The organism is Dokdonia sp. PRO95, assembly GCF_000355805.1.
Taxonomy (GTDB): Bacteria; Bacteroidota; Bacteroidia; order Flavobacteriales; family Flavobacteriaceae; genus Dokdonia.
In genome coordinates this window covers 439,310-457,039 of record NZ_CM001837.1, presented here as the reverse complement: position 1 = coordinate 457,039, position 17,730 = coordinate 439,310, and the positions used below count along the sequence as shown (strand labels likewise).

General features: G+C 37.8%; 18 protein-coding genes. 12 read left to right on the top strand and 6 right to left on the bottom strand.

Annotation, left to right across the window (positions count from 1 at the left end; all coding sequences use genetic code 11):
- The first annotated feature begins 3 nt into the window (after positions 1–3).
- The 3 genes from D017_RS01895 (at position 4) to D017_RS01885 (ending at position 3,570) form a co-directional block, all read left to right on the top strand.
- Positions 4–1,500, top strand: coding sequence for a potassium transporter TrkG (locus D017_RS01895; protein ID WP_035334363.1), 1,497 nt, complete (start codon positions 4–6; stop codon positions 1,498–1,500).
- A complete protein-coding gene (locus tag D017_RS01890) occupies positions 1,500–2,474 on the top strand; it encodes a YpdA family putative bacillithiol disulfide reductase (protein WP_035334361.1) in 975 nt (324 codons plus the stop codon). The genes D017_RS01895 and D017_RS01890 overlap by 1 nt, the downstream gene beginning before the upstream one ends.
- 157 nt (positions 2,475–2,631) lie before the next feature.
- Positions 2,632–3,570, top strand: a complete 939-nt coding sequence (locus tag D017_RS01885; RefSeq protein WP_035334359.1) for an arginine deiminase-related protein — start codon at positions 2,632–2,634, stop codon at positions 3,568–3,570.
- Between the two features lie 309 nt (positions 3,571–3,879).
- Here D017_RS01885 and D017_RS01880 read toward each other — a convergent pair whose 3' ends face one another.
- Together D017_RS01880 and D017_RS01875 are read right to left on the bottom strand one after the other, a co-directional pair.
- Positions 3,880–5,313, bottom strand: a complete 1,434-nt coding sequence (locus D017_RS01880) for an SDR family oxidoreductase (RefSeq protein ID WP_035334358.1) — start codon at positions 5,311–5,313, stop codon at positions 3,880–3,882.
- 5 nt (positions 5,314–5,318) lie between these two features.
- Entirely contained in the window at positions 5,319–5,750 is a 432-nt protein-coding gene (locus D017_RS01875; protein ID WP_035334356.1) for a hypothetical protein, read from the bottom strand.
- 177 nt (positions 5,751–5,927) lie between these two features.
- Here D017_RS01875 and argS point away from each other — a divergent pair, with 177 nt between their 5' ends.
- Both argS and D017_RS01865 read left to right on the top strand, forming a co-directional pair.
- Positions 5,928–7,706: an arginine--tRNA ligase gene (gene argS, locus D017_RS01870; RefSeq protein WP_035334354.1), complete on the top strand. Its 1,779-nt coding sequence runs from the start codon at positions 5,928–5,930 to the stop codon at positions 7,704–7,706.
- A 53-nt stretch (positions 7,707–7,759) separates the two neighbouring features.
- A complete protein-coding gene (locus D017_RS01865; RefSeq protein WP_051583771.1) occupies positions 7,760–8,725 on the top strand; it encodes a prolyl oligopeptidase family serine peptidase in 966 nt (321 codons plus the stop codon).
- Between the two features lie 45 nt (positions 8,726–8,770).
- Here the strand turns inward: D017_RS01865 and D017_RS01860 are convergent, their stop codons facing one another.
- The 3 genes from D017_RS01860 to D017_RS01850 are packed head-to-tail and all read right to left on the bottom strand — an operon-like array spanning position 8,771 to position 10,619.
- Positions 8,771–9,064, bottom strand: a complete 294-nt coding sequence (locus D017_RS01860) for a DUF721 domain-containing protein (protein WP_035334352.1) — start codon at positions 9,062–9,064, stop codon at positions 8,771–8,773.
- Positions 9,064–9,480, bottom strand: coding sequence for a hypothetical protein (locus D017_RS01855; RefSeq protein WP_035334350.1), 417 nt, complete (start codon positions 9,478–9,480; stop codon positions 9,064–9,066). The genes D017_RS01860 and D017_RS01855 overlap by 1 nt, the downstream gene beginning before the upstream one ends.
- Positions 9,481–9,527: 47 nt before the next feature.
- Complete coding sequence (locus D017_RS01850; protein ID WP_035337815.1) at positions 9,528–10,619, bottom strand: DNA replication/repair protein RecF; 1,092 nt, start codon at positions 10,617–10,619, stop codon at positions 9,528–9,530.
- Between the two features lie 143 nt (positions 10,620–10,762).
- On the opposite strand from D017_RS01850, the gene D017_RS01845 reads away from it, so the two are divergent.
- From D017_RS01845 to D017_RS01815, 7 genes are all read left to right on the top strand, one after another.
- Positions 10,763–11,548 carry a tetratricopeptide repeat protein gene (locus D017_RS01845; protein WP_035334348.1) on the top strand — a complete coding sequence of 262 codons (786 nt, stop codon included), beginning with the start codon at positions 10,763–10,765 and terminating at the stop codon, positions 11,546–11,548.
- 49 nt (positions 11,549–11,597) lie between these two features.
- A complete protein-coding gene (gene ribH, locus D017_RS01840; RefSeq protein ID WP_035334346.1) occupies positions 11,598–12,095 on the top strand; it encodes a 6,7-dimethyl-8-ribityllumazine synthase in 498 nt (165 codons plus the stop codon).
- Positions 12,096–12,275: 180 nt separating this feature from the next.
- Complete coding sequence (locus D017_RS01835; protein ID WP_035334344.1) at positions 12,276–12,563, top strand: hypothetical protein; 288 nt, start codon at positions 12,276–12,278, stop codon at positions 12,561–12,563.
- 12 nt (positions 12,564–12,575) lie between these two features.
- Positions 12,576–14,450 (top strand): DNA mismatch repair endonuclease MutL, encoded by a 1,875-nt coding sequence (gene mutL, locus D017_RS01830; protein WP_035334342.1) that lies wholly within the window; start codon positions 12,576–12,578, stop codon positions 14,448–14,450.
- A 2-nt stretch (positions 14,451–14,452) separates the two neighbouring features.
- Positions 14,453–15,187 carry a rhomboid family intramembrane serine protease gene (locus D017_RS01825; protein WP_035334341.1) on the top strand — a complete coding sequence of 245 codons (735 nt, stop codon included), beginning with the start codon at positions 14,453–14,455 and terminating at the stop codon, positions 15,185–15,187.
- A 9-nt stretch (positions 15,188–15,196) separates the two neighbouring features.
- Complete coding sequence (locus tag D017_RS01820) at positions 15,197–16,081, top strand: rhomboid family intramembrane serine protease (protein WP_035334340.1); 885 nt, start codon at positions 15,197–15,199, stop codon at positions 16,079–16,081.
- Positions 16,082–16,084: 3 nt separating this feature from the next.
- A complete protein-coding gene (locus D017_RS01815; protein WP_035334339.1) occupies positions 16,085–17,110 on the top strand; it encodes an endonuclease/exonuclease/phosphatase family protein in 1,026 nt (341 codons plus the stop codon).
- On the opposite strand, the gene D017_RS01810 is transcribed toward D017_RS01815, so the two are convergent.
- A complete protein-coding gene (locus D017_RS01810; RefSeq protein ID WP_035334338.1) occupies positions 17,094–17,729 on the bottom strand; it encodes a WbqC family protein in 636 nt (211 codons plus the stop codon). The genes D017_RS01815 and D017_RS01810 overlap by 17 nt on opposite strands.
- Between the last annotated feature and the right edge of the window lies 1 nt (position 17,730).

Below are 17,730 nucleotides of genomic sequence, written 5' to 3'. Positions count from 1 at the left end.
CCCATGCCTAAACTTAATTACAAGATTATATTTCATTTAATGGGTGTGCTACTGTTATTTAATGGTGGCTTTATGCTTATAGCAGCGCTTGTGAGTTTTATAACCAAAGATGGTGTAATGCTAGAAGTATCTGCTGCGGCTTTGATTACTTCGTTTGTGGGTATGTTGCTCATGTTCATTACTAGAGGGCATGAGAAAGAAGTTAAGAAGCGTGAAGGATATATTATTGTGACCTTTGGATGGTTATTTATGTCACTAAGCGGTATGCTGCCTTACCTTTTTTCAGGTGCTATACCGGGTATTACAAATGCTTTTTTTGAAACTATAAGTGGTTATACCACTACGGGAGCAACTATTTTAAATGAGATAGAAACATTACCCAAGAGTATTTTGTTCTGGCGTTCTATGACACACTGGATAGGGGGAATGGGAATTATAGTTCTTGCAATAGCAATATTACCACTACTGGGAATAGGTGGAATGCAATTATTTGCTGCCGAAGCTCCAGGGCCTAGCGCAGATAAACTTCACCCAAGAATCACTGATACTGCAAAGCGTCTCTGGTTGATTTATGTGAGTTTTACAGTGATTGAAACTATCTTACTAAAACTTGCGGGTATGTCATTTTTTGACGCAATTAATCATGCGTTAAGTACCTTGTCTACAGGTGGTTTTTCTACTAAAAACGCAAGTGTTGCATACTGGAATGACAAGCCGCTTATCCAATACATAATAATCTTCTTTATGCTTCTTGCGGGTACCAACTTTGTACTTAGTTACTTTGCTTTTAAAGGCAGAATTCAGAAAATATTTAGAGATGAGGAGTTTCGTCTTTATATGGCATTTGTGTTTGGATTTGGAATTATTGCTTCTTTGGTGATTTACTTCAATGTAGACCTAGGGCTATCTAGTATAGATCATCCCATGGTATGGGGTAAAGCAGAAGCATCTGTGCGTCACGCTTTATTTCAAGTACTTGCAGTAATTACAACAACAGGTTTTATCACTGCAGATTATACGATGTGGACGCCATTTCTTACTGTAATCTTTTTTGGGTTAATGTTTCTGGGAGGTTCTGCAGGTTCTACTTCTGGAGGGATTAAGGTGGTGAGGCATTTACTTACCATTCGTAATGCGCTCGTAGAGTTTAAAAGAACATTACATCCTAACGCAATATTACCTGTGCGTTACAATACAAAATCTGTAGATAGGTCTATTATTTTTAATATACTCGCCTTCTTTATACTCTACATGCTATCGTGGATCATAGGGGCAAGCGTGCTAGCATCAATGGGACTAGATTTTAGAACAGCACTTGGAGGCGCAGCATCTGCGCTAGGAAACGTAGGTCCTGCCTTTGGAGGTCTAGGTCCAGTAGATAATTATGGCTGGCTACCACTAGGAGGAAAATGGTGGATGGCATTTTTAATGCTAATAGGGCGTTTAGAGTTATTTACAGTACTTATTTTATTAACCCCATTTTTCTGGAGAAATAGATAATGTTAGATAAATCATCATACGATCTTGTTATTATAGGAGCTGGTCCCATAGGTCTTGCTTGTGGAATCGCTGCGCAAAAAAAAGGACTCAATTATATCATAGTTGAAAAAGGAGTGCTGGTAAATTCTTTATATAATTTTCCTGAAAACATGACTTTTTTTAGCACCTCAGAGCTTCTAGAAATAGGAGAGGTGCCTTTTGTGTCAGATCGTGATAAACCTACTCGCAAAGAATCACTAGAATACTACCGTAGAGTATTAGAAACGTATAAGCTCAATGTGAGCTTATATACTGCTGTAGAAAAAATGACTCCCAAAGACGACGGTTATGAGGTCGTAACTGGCAAAGGTGATGTTTTTACCAAGGCAGTCATTGTTTCAACTGGTTTTTACGATATACCTAGAGAGCTTAATGTGCCAGGTGCAGATTTATCAAAAGTCAAATATTTTTATGATAGTCCGCATCCATATGTAGATCAGCATGTAGTGGTCATAGGTGCTGCAAACTCTGCTTGCGATGTAGCACTAGAAACCTATCATAAAGGAGCTAAGGTGACTATGGTGGTACGTGGATCAGAAATAAATAGCCGAACAAAATATTGGATCAAACCTAATATCGAGAACCGAATTAAGGAAGGTTCAATAAACGCGCACTTTAACTCAGAGGTTGTTGATATCACTGAGAGAGAAGTCACGATTAAGACTCCAGAAGGCTTAGTTGCTATAGAGAACGATTTTGTGCTTGCAATGATAGGTTACAAACCTAACTACAAGCTCTTTGAGAATTTAAACCTACCAATAGGGAGCGAGGAGTTTAAGACTCCTATTTATAACGAAGAAACCTTAGAGACCCCTCTTAAAAATGTCTTTATTGCCGGTGTAGCTGCTGGAGGTCTCAAGACCAGTAGATTTTTTATTGAAAATACTCGAGTACATGCAGAGATGATTATGGACCATTTAGTAGCTAAGCTTTAGAGCTGCTTTTTCTGTTATTCCTTTCTTAAGCTTTTTGAAAAAAAAGTAAACCAAATCACACTACTTAATCAAGTTTCAAATTAACTTCGCAATCGATATAGAATTTAAAATTTCTAAGCGACTCATGCGCTACTTTTAACCTAAAGATTATACACTCATGGCATTACGACAAATAACCAATACCATCTTAATGATTCGCCCTATCCAGTTTAGAATGAATGAAGAAACGGCAGTAAATAATTATTTTCAAGAGGATCTTAGTATTAAAAATGACGAGATTAATGCAAAAGCACAACAAGAGTTTGATGATTTTGTAGCTAAACTGAGATTTGTAGGAGTAAATGTTATTGTTGAAAATGATGATAAGGAGGGTAATACTCCAGATTCTGTATTCCCTAATAACTGGGTTTCTTTTCATGAAAATGGTGATGTTGCATTATACCCAATGTTTGCCGAAAATAGAAGAAGAGAGCGCAGAGAAGAAGTACTTGTGCGTCTTGAGAAAGAAGGTTTTCAGATTAACAATGTCATAGACTACACAGAGGCAGAAGAGGAAGATTTTTTCTTAGAAGGTACTGGAAGTATTTTAATGGATCGCCAGAATGAGCGCGCATATTGCGCACTATCTGCAAGAGCAGATGAACAACTTTTTATAGAATTCTGTGAGGATTTTGAATATACTCCTATTGTTTTTACGGCAAATCAAACTGTAAACGGAGAGCGTCTACCTATTTATCACACTAATGTGATGATGTGTCTTGCAGAAGAGTTTTGTGTGATTTGTCTTGATACTATTGATGATAAGAAGGAACGTAAAAATGTACTGAAGCATTTAAAGGCAACTAACAAAGAGATTATAGCAATCACAGAAGATCAAATGCATCATTTTGCTGGGAACATGCTTCAAGTATTAGGGGCAGATGATAAGAAGTATCTTGTGATGAGTGCAGATGCACATCAAAGCCTTACTTCAGATCAGGTAAAGAAGATAGAAAGACACAGTAAAATATTAAGTAGTGACTTAGGTACTATTGAGACTTGTGGAGGTGGTAGTGCCCGTTGCATGATGGCAGAAGTTTTTCTACCTAAGAAATAGTAATATCTCATAGCTGCTTCATGAAGGCGGCTAGTTGTAAAATCTATGGTTTATCTTATTTTATGAATGAACATTGTGTCGTTCATCTAAAGCATTGATGAATCATTGGTTTTTAAAAAATAAGACGTTATATTTATCATATAGGCGTTCTGGATATAAGTTTTGAAAGTAGCAATTTTAAAAATGTTTGTAGTTTTCATTTTTATAATTTAACTGCGCAAGCAGTACAGGTAATTTTTTTTAGTAGGATTTAAAAAGGAACCATATAATCTTTCAATTATACTTTTTCTAGTACGCCTTTTTTATATGCTACTTAAATCTTTTAGTAGCTATATTTCTAATCATACCTCCAAAAATAAAGTAGTGAAAAGGCAGCATGCTATACCAGTATAGTCTGCCAAACAGTCCTTTAGGTCTAAAGGTTGCTGTTTGATGTAATACGTCGTTTTCATCTATGGTAAACTCTAGCCAGGCTTCGCCAGGCACTCTCATTTCGGCAAAGAGTAGTAGTCTAGGTTCTTCTTTACTTGCGAGTAGTACTCTCCAGAAGTCAAGTACGTCACCTGTGTAAATTTTATTGCTATGTGTTCTTCCACGGCGCAAGCCTACTCCACCTGCAAGTTTGTCTATGTATCCGCGTATTTTCCAGAGCCAGTCTGCATAATACCAGCCTCTATCACCACCTATTGCCCAGATATTTTCCAGAGCGAGTTCTCTGTCTTTGAGCCGTATAGTCTGCCTGTCTTTAAGACATCCATATGTGGGTACCTGTATGTATTCTTCAAGATTCGTTTTGAGTCGGCCACTTACGAGGCTATCTTTCCACGAGCTGGCTACTTGGTTTTGTTCAATTTTGGCGAAAGCCAAATTAATAGCCTCCTCATAAGAAATAGGTGTTATTTGTAGTAAATCTTGCAGCCTAGTATCTTTTGAGACTACTTCTATTTTCATGCTATCTACAAGATTGAGCGCGAGTTTATAAGATGTAGAGGTTATAAAATACAACCAATAAGAGGATATTTTTGGACTCATAACTGGTACGGTCAGTATATATAATTTCAAGCCGCGCACTTTTGCATATCGCTGCATCATGTCGCGATACGTGAGCACATCTGGACCGCCTATGTCAAACTGGTCATTATACGTTTGCTCGTTACCTAGTACGCCTGTGAGGTATTGCATCACATTACGTATGGCTATAGGTTGGCATTTGGTTTGCACCCATTTTGGAGTAATCATCACCGGTAACTTCTCACATAAATCTCTTATGATTTCAAAAGATGAGCTTCCAGAACCTACTATAATTCCTGCTCTCAATACGGTAAGCGCAGCTTTACCTTTGCGCAATGTAGTCTCTACATTTTGTCTTGATTTTAAGTGCTTACTTAGTGTTTTGTCATTTGCGATACCGCCTAGATAAATGACTTGCTTGCAATTTGTGGGAGCGATGTACTTATTAAAATTTATTGCCGAAAGTTCTTCTTTCTCGTCAAAATCTGATGTACTTGAGCTCATAGAGTGGAGCAAGTAATAAGCCGCATCTATATCTACAGGTATTTTTGAAATATCTGGTTCATCTAGAAAGTCAATTTCTACAACGGTGATTTGCTCTCTTATTTTTTTTGATACAGAAAGTCTGGCTTCATTGCGCACCGCGCAAATAACCTCGTGTTTTGCTTCTAGTAACATGGAGAGTAGGCGCATCCCGATATAGCCATTTGCTCCTGTGAGTAAGATTTTCATAAGGTTTAAAGATCGTCTATGTTAGTAGGAGCTAGTGTAGCTTTTTCTTGAAGAATGCGTTTGATAAAGTTGTGCACTTTTTTATCCTTTGCTTTTGCCTCTATCTTAATAAAATAGTTGTCACGATAGATGCTATATTCCTCGGCGCGTCCTTTGTAGAGGTTTAATTTCCAGTACGGAATTATGAGCGCATAACTGTCTAGTAATGCTCTAAAGCCTACGATAATTCCTCGTGGTCGCAACTCTATGTTGCACTTGTTGCGATATTTATCAAGCGCAAGGAAATTTTGAATCTGTACACTTGATTCTGTGATCACTAGGTGGCCTATTCCTATGCCGCCTTGTTTGATACGCTCGCGTAGTCCAAAGGCTTCACCCACCTCGGCATCTATTTTACGTTTTACATCTGGGTTGTTGTAAGATACATTTAATAGCATTTTTTCTTTTAAAGATACGAGTTTCGCTATGGATTCTGTGCGCTAACTTTCAATTTTCACATATCTTTGTGCTTCACGTAATACCCGTAAATAGGGGATTTTTACGTATTATAAATGTTTCTATTACGCTTTCGCGAAAGCGTAACAAACCCAACCAGTACCAATCATTAAGAATCTATGTCTTTACAATCTACCATTGAAACTCACGTAAAAACGGCAGTAAGCCAACTATTCAACGCAACGCTTGCTGAAGTAGAATTTCAAGCAACGCGGAAAGAATTTGAAGGAGATATTACGGTGGTAGTCTTCCCGATGCTTAGAGTGGTAAAAGGAAACCCTGTGCAAATAGGGACACAAATAGGGGAATACCTTGTGGAGCATGTGGCAGAGATCACTGCATTTAATGTGGTTAAAGGTTTCTTGAACCTTGTAATTGCAGATAGCTTTTATATGTCTTCATTTGCAGATATACAAGCAGCCGAAAATTTTGGAAGAACTCCAGAAGCTGGAAAGGCAGTAATGGTGGAGTACTCATCACCTAACACAAATAAGCCACTTCACTTAGGTCACGTGCGTAATGTATTGCTAGGATACTCTGTGTCTGAAATTATTAAAGCTGCAGGATCAAAAGTGTATAAAACGCAGATTATTAATGATCGCGGGATTCATATTTGTAAATCTATGCTTGCTTGGGAGCGTTTTGGTAATGGTGAGACGCCAGAGTCTACGGGTCTTAAAGGAGATAAGCTCGTTGGGAATTATTATGTGAAGTTTGACCAAGAATATAAAAAGCAAATAGCAGATTTAATTGCTGCTGGAAAAACAGAAGAAGAAGCAAAGAAAGAAGCTCCGCTCATTCTTGAAGCTCAAGAAATGCTACGCAAGTGGGAGGCAGGAGATGCTGAGGTTGTTGCTTTGTGGAAGAAGATGAACCAGTGGGTTTATGACGGATTTGAGGTTACCTATAAAAATATAGGAGTAGATTTTGATAGTTATTACTATGAGAGTAATACTTACCTTCTAGGAAAAGATAATATAGAAGAAGGTCTTGCAAAGGGAGTTTTTGAGAAAGATCCAGATGGTTCTGTATGGTGTGACCTTACAGAAGATGGCTTAGATAGAAAAATTGTATTGCGTGCAGATGGTACTGCAGTATACATGACGCAAGATATTGGTACTGCAATACAGCGTGTAAAAGACCATCCAGATGTAGGTGGTATGATTTATACGGTAGGTAACGAGCAGGATTATCACTTCCAAGTATTATTCTTGATTCTTAAAAAACTAGGATACGACTGGGCAGAGAACCTATTTCACCTAAGTTATGGAATGGTAGATCTTCCATCTGGAAAAATGAAATCTCGTGAAGGAACTGTAGTAGATGCAGATGATCTAATTAACGAAGTTGCACAAACAGCAGGCGAAATCTCTGAGGAACTAGGGAAACTAGAAGGCTATTCTGAAGAAGAGAAGAAAGCACTTTATAAGACGATAGGTCTTGGAGCTCTTAAGTACTACATATTAAAAGTAGATCCTAAGAAGCGTATTTTATTTGACCCTAAGGAGTCTGTAGACTTTCAAGGGAATACAGGTCCATTTATTCAATATACTTACGTACGTATCCAAGCAATCTTGCGTAAAGCAAAAGAGATGGGTGTGCCTGTGGATGTTGCTCAAGAGAGAACATTGCATCCTAAAGAAAAAGAATTACTTAAAATCATACAAGAATATCCAGCAACCATACAGCTGGCTGCAGCACAGAAGAGCCCTGCAATCATAGCCAACTATACCTATGATTTAGTGAAAGAATATAACTCATTCTTCCAGCAAGTGCAGATTCTAGGTACAGATAATATAGAGGATCAAAGTTTCCGTGTAGCCCTAAGTAAAGAAGTAGGGCAGGTCATAGAAAGTGCCTTTAGCTTACTTGGGATTGACGTTCCAGAGCGTATGTAACTTTCCTAAGTTTAGGGTTGTGTCTTTTTTAGCTATCACAAAAATGATTACATATGAGAATGTCTTATTTGGCTTTAATTTTCTTGACATTTCTTAGTTGTCAAGCTCAATCTGAGAAATTAATTATTGATTCTCGAATTATAGAGCTATCAGAAGATCCAGTATATCCCAATCTTATAGAGTATAAGGATGGGGTCGTTCAATATAAAGATCACTTTAAGTATTTAGATAGCATTGATATTTATGGTATTACTTACCTAAGCGATGGCTTGAAAGTCGAAGGATTAATGGTGAAGCCAAAAAAAGAAGGGAATTATCCGTGTATTATTTATAATAGAGGCGGTAATAGAGATTTTGGTGCATTGAATGTTGGTAGAGCCGTTACAACTTTGGGAGAAATGGCAAAAGAAGGCTACGTTGTAATAGCTAGTCAATATAGGGGTAACGCAGGTGGTGAAGGCAAAGAAGAATTTGGCGGTAAAGATATTAATGATGTATTAATTTTAACGGACGTCCTGAAAGAAGTAGAGAGTGCTAATACTGAAAAAATTGGAATGTATGGTTGGAGTAGAGGAGGAATGATGACTTATATTGCTTTAAAAAATTCAGATAACATTAAAGCTGCAGTTGTGGGAGGGGCAGAGAGTGATTTAACACAAATAGATAGACCAGAAATGGAAACTAATGTATTTGCTGAGTTAATCCCCAATTATGAGATAAATAAAAAGAAAGAATTAGAAAGCCGTTCAGCAATTTATTGGGCTAACAAATTTCCTAAAGATGTTCCAATATTAATGCTTCACGGGAATTCAGATTGGAGAGTAAAGGCTGAAAAATCGCTCAGGCTAGCACTTGAATTTGAGAAATATAGAATCCCTTATCGACTGAAAATTTTTGAAGGAGGAGATCACGGAATTAGAGAATTCAGAACAGAAGTTAACAAAGACGTTATTAATTGGTTTGATAAATATCTAAAAAACGATGCTCCATTACCTAATATGGAGTATCACGGCAGATAGATAAAGTGGTTTTCAACTTTAAACCTGAACCCTTCAATCAAGATTTCACCGCAACACAATCTTCTTCACAACCTCTCTGCCTAATTCTTCATTGATCATTTTAAGAATTTTTTCCTTTCCATAAGAGAGTTCTTCTCTAAAGACAGAAGAGCTTAGATTTACAAATAGTGTTTCCCTTTCAAAACGTATGGAAGTAGTGTAGGTCTCAAACGCTGGATTGAGTGCAAACCATGCGCCTGTCACGTCTACTTTGTCTATTCCTTTGTTGAGTTTGTTCTTTTCAACAAATTCTCCCAAGGCTTGACTTATAGATATAGGGTCTGTATTTCTTTTTGCCATTAATCGAGTGCTAGGGGTGTGTATTTTCTGTAGGTATAAATGAGTCCATCTTCGTTAATTAAGACTAGCTCTTCTGTAGTTGCTTTCTTTACGGTTTCTTGCCAGGTGTCCATAGCTGTAGCATATTCTAGTAGTAATAAATCACCCTTGTAAACTACATTGATGTTTTCGCTAGATTGCGACGTTGTAAATTCTCCTACTATGTTAGGTTGTACTTTTTTACGAACACCCTTTCCGTCTGCATTTACTTCAAAGAAGTCAATATTCTGACTCATGCTGAACTCTTTTACTTGTCCGTTAGGATTTTCAATAGAAGCTATTTCCCAATAACCGCTTATGTGGCTTAGTTTTTCCTCATTAGACTGTGTGCAGCCTAGAGTGATGGCTAGAATGAGTAGTAGGTATAAATTTTTCACGAAAGTGTACTAAAAGTTGAAATGCAAAATACGATAAAAAGAATGTCTTATTGAGCGCGTTCCAGATGAAAAAGCTCATAACTCTGATGAATATTTTTAACCACACTTTCCGTGCGTTCCGGATGGGTGTCACTTATGAATAGTTGGCCAAAATCATTGGTGTTTACTAGTTCAATGATATGTTGCACTCGGCTCTCATCCAGCTTGTCAAAAATATCATCAAGTAACAGTAAGGGCGTGGTGCCACTTTCTTGTTTTATAAAATCAAACTGTGCTAGTTTTAAGGCAATGAGATATGATTTTTGCTGTCCTTGACTCCCAAACTTCTTTACGGGATGTCCATTGATTTCAAATTGGAGGTCGTCTTTATGAATACCTACACTTGTGTATTGTAAGGAGCGATCTTTTGCTAGTGCATTGGTAAGCGAGTGCTTAAGAGGCATGTCGCTTAAGGTACTACTGTATGTGAGAGTAACATGTTCTGTACCACCACTTATTGCTTTGTAGCGCTCATTAAATATTGGTGCAAAACGTTCTAAAAATTGTTTGCGCTTTTCAAAGATAGGAGTTCCAAAACCCTCTAGTTGCTCATTGTACACGGCAAGTGTATCTGCATTAAAAGTGTTATTTGCAGCAAAGTATTTAAGGAGTGCGTTGCGTTGTGATAATATTTTTGAGTAACCTAAAAGGTTAGATAAGTAGCTTTTGTCACTTTGTGAGATCACGCCGTCTATAAATTTACGGCGGGTGTCACTTCCTTCGGTAATTAAATCTCTATCTGCGGGAGAAATAATAACAAGCGGTAAAAAACCTATGTGATCTGCAAAGCGCTCATACACCTTGGCATTGCGTTTTATAACTTTCTTGCTGCCTTTTTTTGCGCTAACAACAACTTTCTCTTCACGGTCATCTTTTTCATAAACGCCATTAACCACAAAGAAATCTGCACTGTGATTTATGTTTTGACTTGTAACGGGATTAAAGTAGCTTTTACCAAAGGATAAGTGGTAAATCGCATCAAGTATATTAGTCTTCCCCACGCCGTTATTTCCAACGAAACAATTTATTTTTGCATCAAAGATAAAGTCCTTGGACTCAAAATTCTTGTAGTTAATAAGGGAGAGAGATTTTAGAATCATAGGGTGGTGTAGGTGTGCAACGCTTTTGCAAAAGCTTAGTACATCTAGTAATAGTGCTTTATTAGTCTTCAAAATTAAGCATTAATTTCCCTTTCATAATTCAATAAATATTATATTTTTGCCCGACTAATAAACGACGAAATATGGCAACATATAATAAAAGAGGATATAAACCGAAAACGAAGCCTGTAAAGGAAGAAGTTGAAGAGTTTATAGATGATAGCGAAAGCACAACTGCAGAGGTCTTTGGATCACTAGATGAAGGAGCCAATAGAGCAGAGGAGTGGTTTGAGAAAAACCAAAAACCTGTAATAGGAGTTATCATCGCTATCCTAGTTATTGCTTTATTGTATCTAGCATACAATAAATTTATTGCAGAACCTGCAAGAGCAGAAGCTGCAAATGAGCTTGTAGTAGCTCAAGAGAGCTTTACAACAGCACTAGAAGCAACAAATACTTCTGTTAAAGACTCACTATACATGGTGGCACTTAATGGAAAGAACGGTAAGTACGGTCTTTTAGACGTAGCAGATAACTATGGAGGAACTCCTTCTGGTAACCTTGCTCACTATTATGCTGGAATGTCTTACCTTGAGATTAAAGATTATCAAAACGCAATTACTCACTTGCAAGATTTTTCTAGTGATGATAAAATGCTAGCACCACTTGCAAAAGGAGCAATAGGTGACGCATTCATGCAACTAGGTCAAGCAGATGAGGCTCTTGATTATTATGAGAAAGCAGCAGGGATGAATGCAAATGACTTTACAACACCACGTTTCTTATTTAAAGCAGGTGTAGCAGCAATCGATCTTGGAAAGATGGACGCAGCAGTAAAGCATCTTACTCGTATTAAGGAAGAGTATGCAACATCTGAGTATGCAAGTCAAGTAGACTTATACTTAGGTCGCGCGCAAGCAGCACAATAACATAGTGTCTAGCGCAAGAGCGCTTTACATTGTAACATAAATTATTATTATGGCAACAGTAGGTAACAACCTCTCGGCCTATGATAAAACAACCATCCCAAACTCGAAAAACTTCAAGTTTGGGATTGTTGTTTCTGAGTGGAACGATGAGATCACAGAGGGACTTTTTCAAGGCACATTTGACGCTTTAAAGGATTGTGGAGCGATTAATGACAATATTGTGCGTTGGAATGTTCCAGGAGCATTTGAGCTCATCTATGGAGCAAAAAAAATGACGCAAGCATATGATATGCTAGATGCTATTATCGTCATAGGTACCGTGATTCAAGGTGAGACTAAGCATTTTGATTTTGTATGTGAAGGAGTGACTCAAGGGATTAAAGACTTGAACTTACAACAAGATATTCCTGTTATTTTCTGTGTGCTTACAGATAATAACATAGAGCAATCAAGAGCTCGTAGTGGTGGCATACATGGTAATAAAGGGACGGAAGCAGCGATTGCAGCTATAAAAATGGCGCAATTAAGAAAAGACGCAAAGTTTTAAATTGTGTAGGGTTACGCTTTCGCGAAAGCGTAATAAGCAAATAACTACCTACTATATCTCACAGTAGCTGTCGTGCTATTTGTGCTTCTTTTTAATATGATTGTTCTTAATTCTGTAGGGAGAATGAATGGAACGGTACGCTTTTTGGATACGAAATTGTATCTTTGAAACAATAGTATTATGGGAATTATAAAACGCACAAATAAGAAGTATAGTTACGAGCCGCGCTATTATAATAGCGATAAGGAAGGGAGCCCTTTTAAGATAGAAGGACGCTTTGATGAGCACCGTAAAACGCTCGACTACAACGGTGGGCTTAAGAAAAAAATTACTACTGCGTGGGACGAGCTTCAAGAAAGTCGTAAAGGTGGATATAACCGTACAATCGCCATTATATTTATTCTCATGGTATTATTATTTCTTTGGATTATAGACTTCGACTTATCCATATTTACAAATCCGCTATAACCGTAAGTCCTAATGGCAGACATTATTAAACTCTTACCCGATCACGTAGCAAACCAGATCGCTGCGGGAGAAGTTGTGCAGCGCCCAGCTTCTGTGGTAAAGGAATTACTTGAGAATGCTATAGATGCAGGAGCATCTACCATTAAACTTATAGTAAAAGATGCTGGTAAAACCCTGATCCAGATTATAGATGACGGGAAAGGAATGAGTGATACAGATGCTCGTATGAGTTTTGAACGCCACGCCACTTCAAAAATCACAGCAGCCGATGATTTATTCAATTTAAATACAAAAGGATTTCGTGGGGAAGCACTTGCCTCTATTGCGGCAGTTGCTCACGTAGAGCTCAAGACGCGACCAGAAGGAGCAGAGGTCGGAACACGCATAGAGATAGAAGGTAGTAAGATTAATGTGCAAGAAGTTTGTGCAACCCCAAAAGGAACGTCACTATCTGTAAAAAATCTATTTTTTAATATACCTGCAAGGCGTAATTTTTTAAAATCTAATAGTGTTGAGTTACGTCATGTGATTGACGAGTTTCAACGCGTTTCATTGGCACACCCAGATATTGCTTTTACAATGTATCATAACGAGGGTGAACTATTTCAACTCCCTACTGGCAATCTTAAGCAGCGCATTGTGGCTATTTTTGGCGGTAAGACTAATGAGAAGTTAGTTCCCGTACAAGAGGAGACAGATATTCTTACCATAAATGGATTTGTGGTAAAACCTGAGTTTTCTAAGAAGACACGCGGAGAGCAGTTTTTCTTTGTAAACGACCGTTTTATAAAAAGCGCTTATCTCAATCATGCTGTAACGGCAGCCTTTGATGGCCTCTTGCCAGATAGAGCTAGAGCGAGCTACTTTTTATATCTCAAGGTAGATCCAAGTACGATTGATATCAATATACATCCTACCAAGACAGAAATAAAGTTTGATGATGAGCATGCCTTGTACGCAATGTTGCGCAGTACCATCAAGCATAGTTTAGGGCAATTTAGTATTGCGCCCGTACTTGATTTTAATCGCGATAGTGAGCTTGATACGCCATATGAGTATAAAAATAAGGGTATTGTAACACCTAAAATAGAGGTAGACCGTACTTTCAATCCATTTGAAAATGTAGCACCACCAAAACGTGGAGCGCAACGTCCAGAATTTGAGAAGCCTAGTGCTGCTGGTTGGGAAAGCATGTACGAAGGCATGGAGTCTCAGGCAACGGCTGCAAGTACGATGACTTTTGAAAAGGAGGTAAGCACACCAGATATGTTTGAGAGTGGACTTAATGCTACTAAGAGTAGTACTACGAGTTCATCTTCTCAAAATGAATCATCTACCTATCAACTCAATAATAAATACATCGTTAGTACCATAAAAAGCGGAATGGTGATTATAGATCAACATAGAGCGCACCAGCGTGTGCTTTATGAAGAATTCTTGCGTAACATTACGGTAAAGGAGTCTGTAAGTCAGCAATTGTTATTTCCATTAACATTGGCTTATAGTACTACAGAATTGGAGCTTATTAAAGAACTCAAAGCTGGTTTAGAAAACACAGGTTTTATTTTTGGCGCCATAAGCGGTGACATTCTTGAAATAAACGGAATTCCTACTTCTATCACAGAGAGCCAAGTGCCAGTGGTGATTGATCAATTATTAAGTGATCTTGAGAATGAGGTGCCAGATAGTGGCTTTAGCCAGACAGATACTCTAGCTAAGAGTATGGCAAAAAGTCTTGCTGTGAAAGGTGGTGTTGCACTAGACAGTGCCTCGCGAGAACATCTGGTTAATAGTCTTTTTGCTTGTAAAGAACCAAGTATTTCACCTACTAATCGCAAGACCTTTGTGACCATGACAAGTGAAGACTTAGAAAGAAAATTTAAGTAGGTATGGGGAGAATAACTGAGACAGTAAAAATACTACTGATAGTTAATGTGATTTTCTATCTAGGATCTCTGTTTATTATAAAGCCAGATCCAGCAATGCAATTATTTGCATTGTGGTTTGTTGAAAATCCAAGCTGGCAAGTATGGCAGCCACTTACGCATATGTTTATGCATGATATGGGGAGCCCTATGCACATACTTTTTAATATGTATGCCTTGTGGATGTTTGGGAGTCCTATAGAAAATGCACTTGGACAGAAACGATTTATCTTCTTTTATTTTTCAGCTGGTCTTGGAGCAGCTCTGATACATACACTCGTTAACTATTATCATTTTAATAGCGCGAGTGATGCAATCATGGCTTTAGGCTTCAATACTGAGGATATAAAAGCTATTCTAAGTACAGGGCAGTTTAGTGAGATTATACCGAGAGAAACGGCTCAAGAGTTGTATGAATCTTTTGCTGTGCCTGCAGTAGGTGCCTCTGGGGCAATAATGGGATTACTTGTAGCGTTTGGGATGTTATTTCCTAATGCTTCTTTGGGATTGCTGTTTATTCCTGTGCCTATCAAGGCTAAATACTTTATTCCTATCATTGTAGGGATAGATTTATTTTCTGGGGTGACAGGCTTCTCAATTTTTGGAGCAAACATCGCACACTGGGCTCACTTTGGAGGTGCGCTATTTGGGTTTGTAATGATGTTTTACTGGAAGAAAAAAGGATTAGGTCAATATTGATAGTTACATATGGCAAATACATCATTAGCATATAAATATAGTACCGCAAATATTGCAATCAAACTGATTGTAATTAACGTAGCCGTGTACTTGCTTTTTAATATCGTTCCATGGATATCTGGTTTAGGATCAGATTTCTTTAGTAGATACTTTGTGTTGCCATCAGACTTTGTGAGATTTTTACAGCAGCCGTGGGGTATACTTACATATGCTTTTTTACATGCTGGTTTTGGACATTTGTTCTGGAATATGGTCTGGCTTTATGTCTTCTCACGGTTTGTATTAAACATTTTTTCTGAAAAGAAATTTCTTGCTATTTACCTCTTGGGAGCAATTGCCGGAGGAACACTTTTTGCTTTGTTATACAACGTACTTCCAGCCTTTAGAGGGACAGGCGTTTTACTAGGTGCAAGCGCAGCTGTAAATGCAATTGTCGTTTTCATAGGGACATACACACCTAATGCAGAGATAAGGATATTTACATTTAATATCAAGCTCTGGTGGATTGCTGTTTTTGTAGTGCTTAGAGATTTATTAATGCTAGATTCTGGAAACGCTGGCGGACTAATATCACACTTAGGTGGTGCTGCTTTTGGGTTTGTTTATGCAAAGCAATTACTTAAAGGGAATGATATAGGATTGTGGTTTGAAAAAATCATGGATTCAGTAACAAGTTGGTTTACTAAAACTCCTAAAAAAGAAAAGAAATCCCCACTTCGTACCGTACATAAAACGGCAAATAATACGACCTCAAAATCGAGAAGACCTGCGACTGGATCAAAATCTGAACAGCAGCAACGCATAGATGCTATTCTTGATAAGATAAGTAAAAGTGGTTACGACAGTCTGTCTAAGGCTGAGAAGGACTTTTTATTTAAAGCCGGTAAGGAATAAGAGATGAAAAAGCTCGAATTCTTCGGTAAGATTATCTTCTTTGTAAATAGCATATTTGCCGTACTCCTACTAGCTAGTTATTTATTACCATTTATACCTCCACATATTTTTCCTGCACTTTCTGTGCTTAGCCTTGTACTTCCTGTACTGCTTATTATAAATTTTATATTCTTTGTTTATTGGTTTTTTAGGGGTAGAAGACAACTGTTGCTCTCAGCAATTGTACTCGCTCTGGGTATAACTCATATTTTCTCTCTCATACGCTTGGGCGGAGGGGAAGAGGTAGATAATTCAAATGCGTTAAAAGTGCTTACCTATAATGTAAGGCAGTTTAATATACACGGTTGGTCTGATGAAGTGAAAGTAGGTGAGCGTGTTGTGCAGCTAATTTCTGATAAAGATCCTGATGTCGTTTCCTTTCAAGAATATTATCCAGGATTTAAACCCGATGAGAAGGTATATCCATACGAGTATAAAGTAATGACATCGCCTAGTAAATCTTTTGGTCAAGTGATTTTCTCAAAATATCCAATTATTAATAGTGGTTCATTGGATTTTGAAAATACGGGTAATAATGGGATTTATGCAGATATTGCAACAGCTACTGATACTGTAAGGGTGTATAATATGCATTTTCAATCATTCAGCTTATCGCCTAATCTAGTAAACTTACAAAAGGAGAATTCAAAAAAATTACTGGGTAGATTAGGTCAAGCTTTTGAAAAGCAAGAAGCTCAGGTAGCTAAGTTTTTACAGAGTGAAGCACTATCTCCTTTTCCAGTTGTTGTTACAGGAGATTTTAACAATAGCGCTACCTCTTATATGTATCGCAAGGTGAAAGGTGATAAAGTTGACGCTTTCGCGAAAGCGGGATCAGGAACTGGAGCAACCTTCTGGTTTGATATCATACCTTTACGTATAGACTTTATCTTAGTAGACGAGTCTTTACCGGTTACAAACTTTGAAACCTACGATGTAGATTTAAGTGATCACAAGCCTTCTATGGCGACTTTTATGCTAGCTCGTTAGAAAGATCAACCTTAGCAAGATAATCTTGTGCACTAGGGCCGAGATTGAATAGCAGGTCTAAAATAGTTAGGTTAGATAAATAGCCGTGATTTTCATTAAAGAGTTGGTGATACTCTGGTAATGGGTAGTTAGGTTCTTTTTTGGCTTGTACTAGATGTCTATAATCTAATTGTTCAGGATTTTTAAAATACTCTTCAGTAAGAATGGGTGTAATTTCTAACTGTAAACACTCCATAATAACGGTATGACAAGCGTTGTTGAAGTCTATAAGACTGTCATAGGTAGTATGGTATAGATGCTCAAATTCATCCTCATAATATTCAAAGTAAGGAGAGGTTTGATATGCGATTTTAAGAGACCGCCAGTGGTCGCGCTGCCAGTGAAATTTATTTTCAATCTTCACATCATAATACTGCTGGCGCTCTGTTTTATCCTTTCGGTGAAGAATAGGGACTATGAGTGTTAACTCACCAGTAGATGTAGCAATCTTCATACGCGTGCGGTACGATTGCTTTTGGAAATTCCCCTTAGCTTCAATGTGAAGTTGTTCGGTTTGATAAATTACTGCGTACTGTATAATAGGAGCACAGTAGCCTACGGTAATAAGAGCTGGTTTCATA

Coding starts and splice junctions, on each gene's coding strand:
- D017_RS01820 (WP_035334340.1), top strand. CDS start 15,197: ATGGCAAATACATCATTAGCATATAAATATAGTACCGCAAATATTGCA.
- D017_RS01810 (WP_035334338.1), bottom strand. CDS start 17,729: ATGAAACCAGCTCTTATTACCGTAGGCTACTGTGCTCCTATTATACAG.
- argS (WP_035334354.1), top strand. CDS start 5,928: ATGTCTTTACAATCTACCATTGAAACTCACGTAAAAACGGCAGTAAGC.
- mutL (WP_035334342.1), top strand. CDS start 12,576: ATGGCAGACATTATTAAACTCTTACCCGATCACGTAGCAAACCAGATC.
- D017_RS01875 (WP_035334356.1), bottom strand. CDS start 5,750: ATGCTATTAAATGTATCTTACAACAACCCAGATGTAAAACGTAAAATA.
- D017_RS01880 (WP_035334358.1), bottom strand. CDS start 5,313: ATGAAAATCTTACTCACAGGAGCAAATGGCTATATCGGGATGCGCCTA.
- D017_RS01890 (WP_035334361.1), top strand. CDS start 1,500: ATGTTAGATAAATCATCATACGATCTTGTTATTATAGGAGCTGGTCCC.
- D017_RS01815 (WP_035334339.1), top strand. CDS start 16,085: ATGAAAAAGCTCGAATTCTTCGGTAAGATTATCTTCTTTGTAAATAGC.
- ribH (WP_035334346.1), top strand. CDS start 11,598: ATGGCAACAGTAGGTAACAACCTCTCGGCCTATGATAAAACAACCATC.
- D017_RS01860 (WP_035334352.1), bottom strand. CDS start 9,064: ATGGCAAAAAGAAATACAGACCCTATATCTATAAGTCAAGCCTTGGGA.
- D017_RS01845 (WP_035334348.1), top strand. CDS start 10,763: ATGGCAACATATAATAAAAGAGGATATAAACCGAAAACGAAGCCTGTA.
- D017_RS01835 (WP_035334344.1), top strand. CDS start 12,276: ATGGGAATTATAAAACGCACAAATAAGAAGTATAGTTACGAGCCGCGC.
- D017_RS01850 (WP_035337815.1), bottom strand. CDS start 10,619: ATGATTCTAAAATCTCTCTCCCTTATTAACTACAAGAATTTTGAGTCC.
- D017_RS01895 (WP_035334363.1), top strand. CDS start 4: ATGCCTAAACTTAATTACAAGATTATATTTCATTTAATGGGTGTGCTA.
- D017_RS01885 (WP_035334359.1), top strand. CDS start 2,632: ATGGCATTACGACAAATAACCAATACCATCTTAATGATTCGCCCTATC.
- D017_RS01825 (WP_035334341.1), top strand. CDS start 14,453: ATGGGGAGAATAACTGAGACAGTAAAAATACTACTGATAGTTAATGTG.
- D017_RS01865 (WP_051583771.1), top strand. CDS start 7,760: ATGAGAATGTCTTATTTGGCTTTAATTTTCTTGACATTTCTTAGTTGT.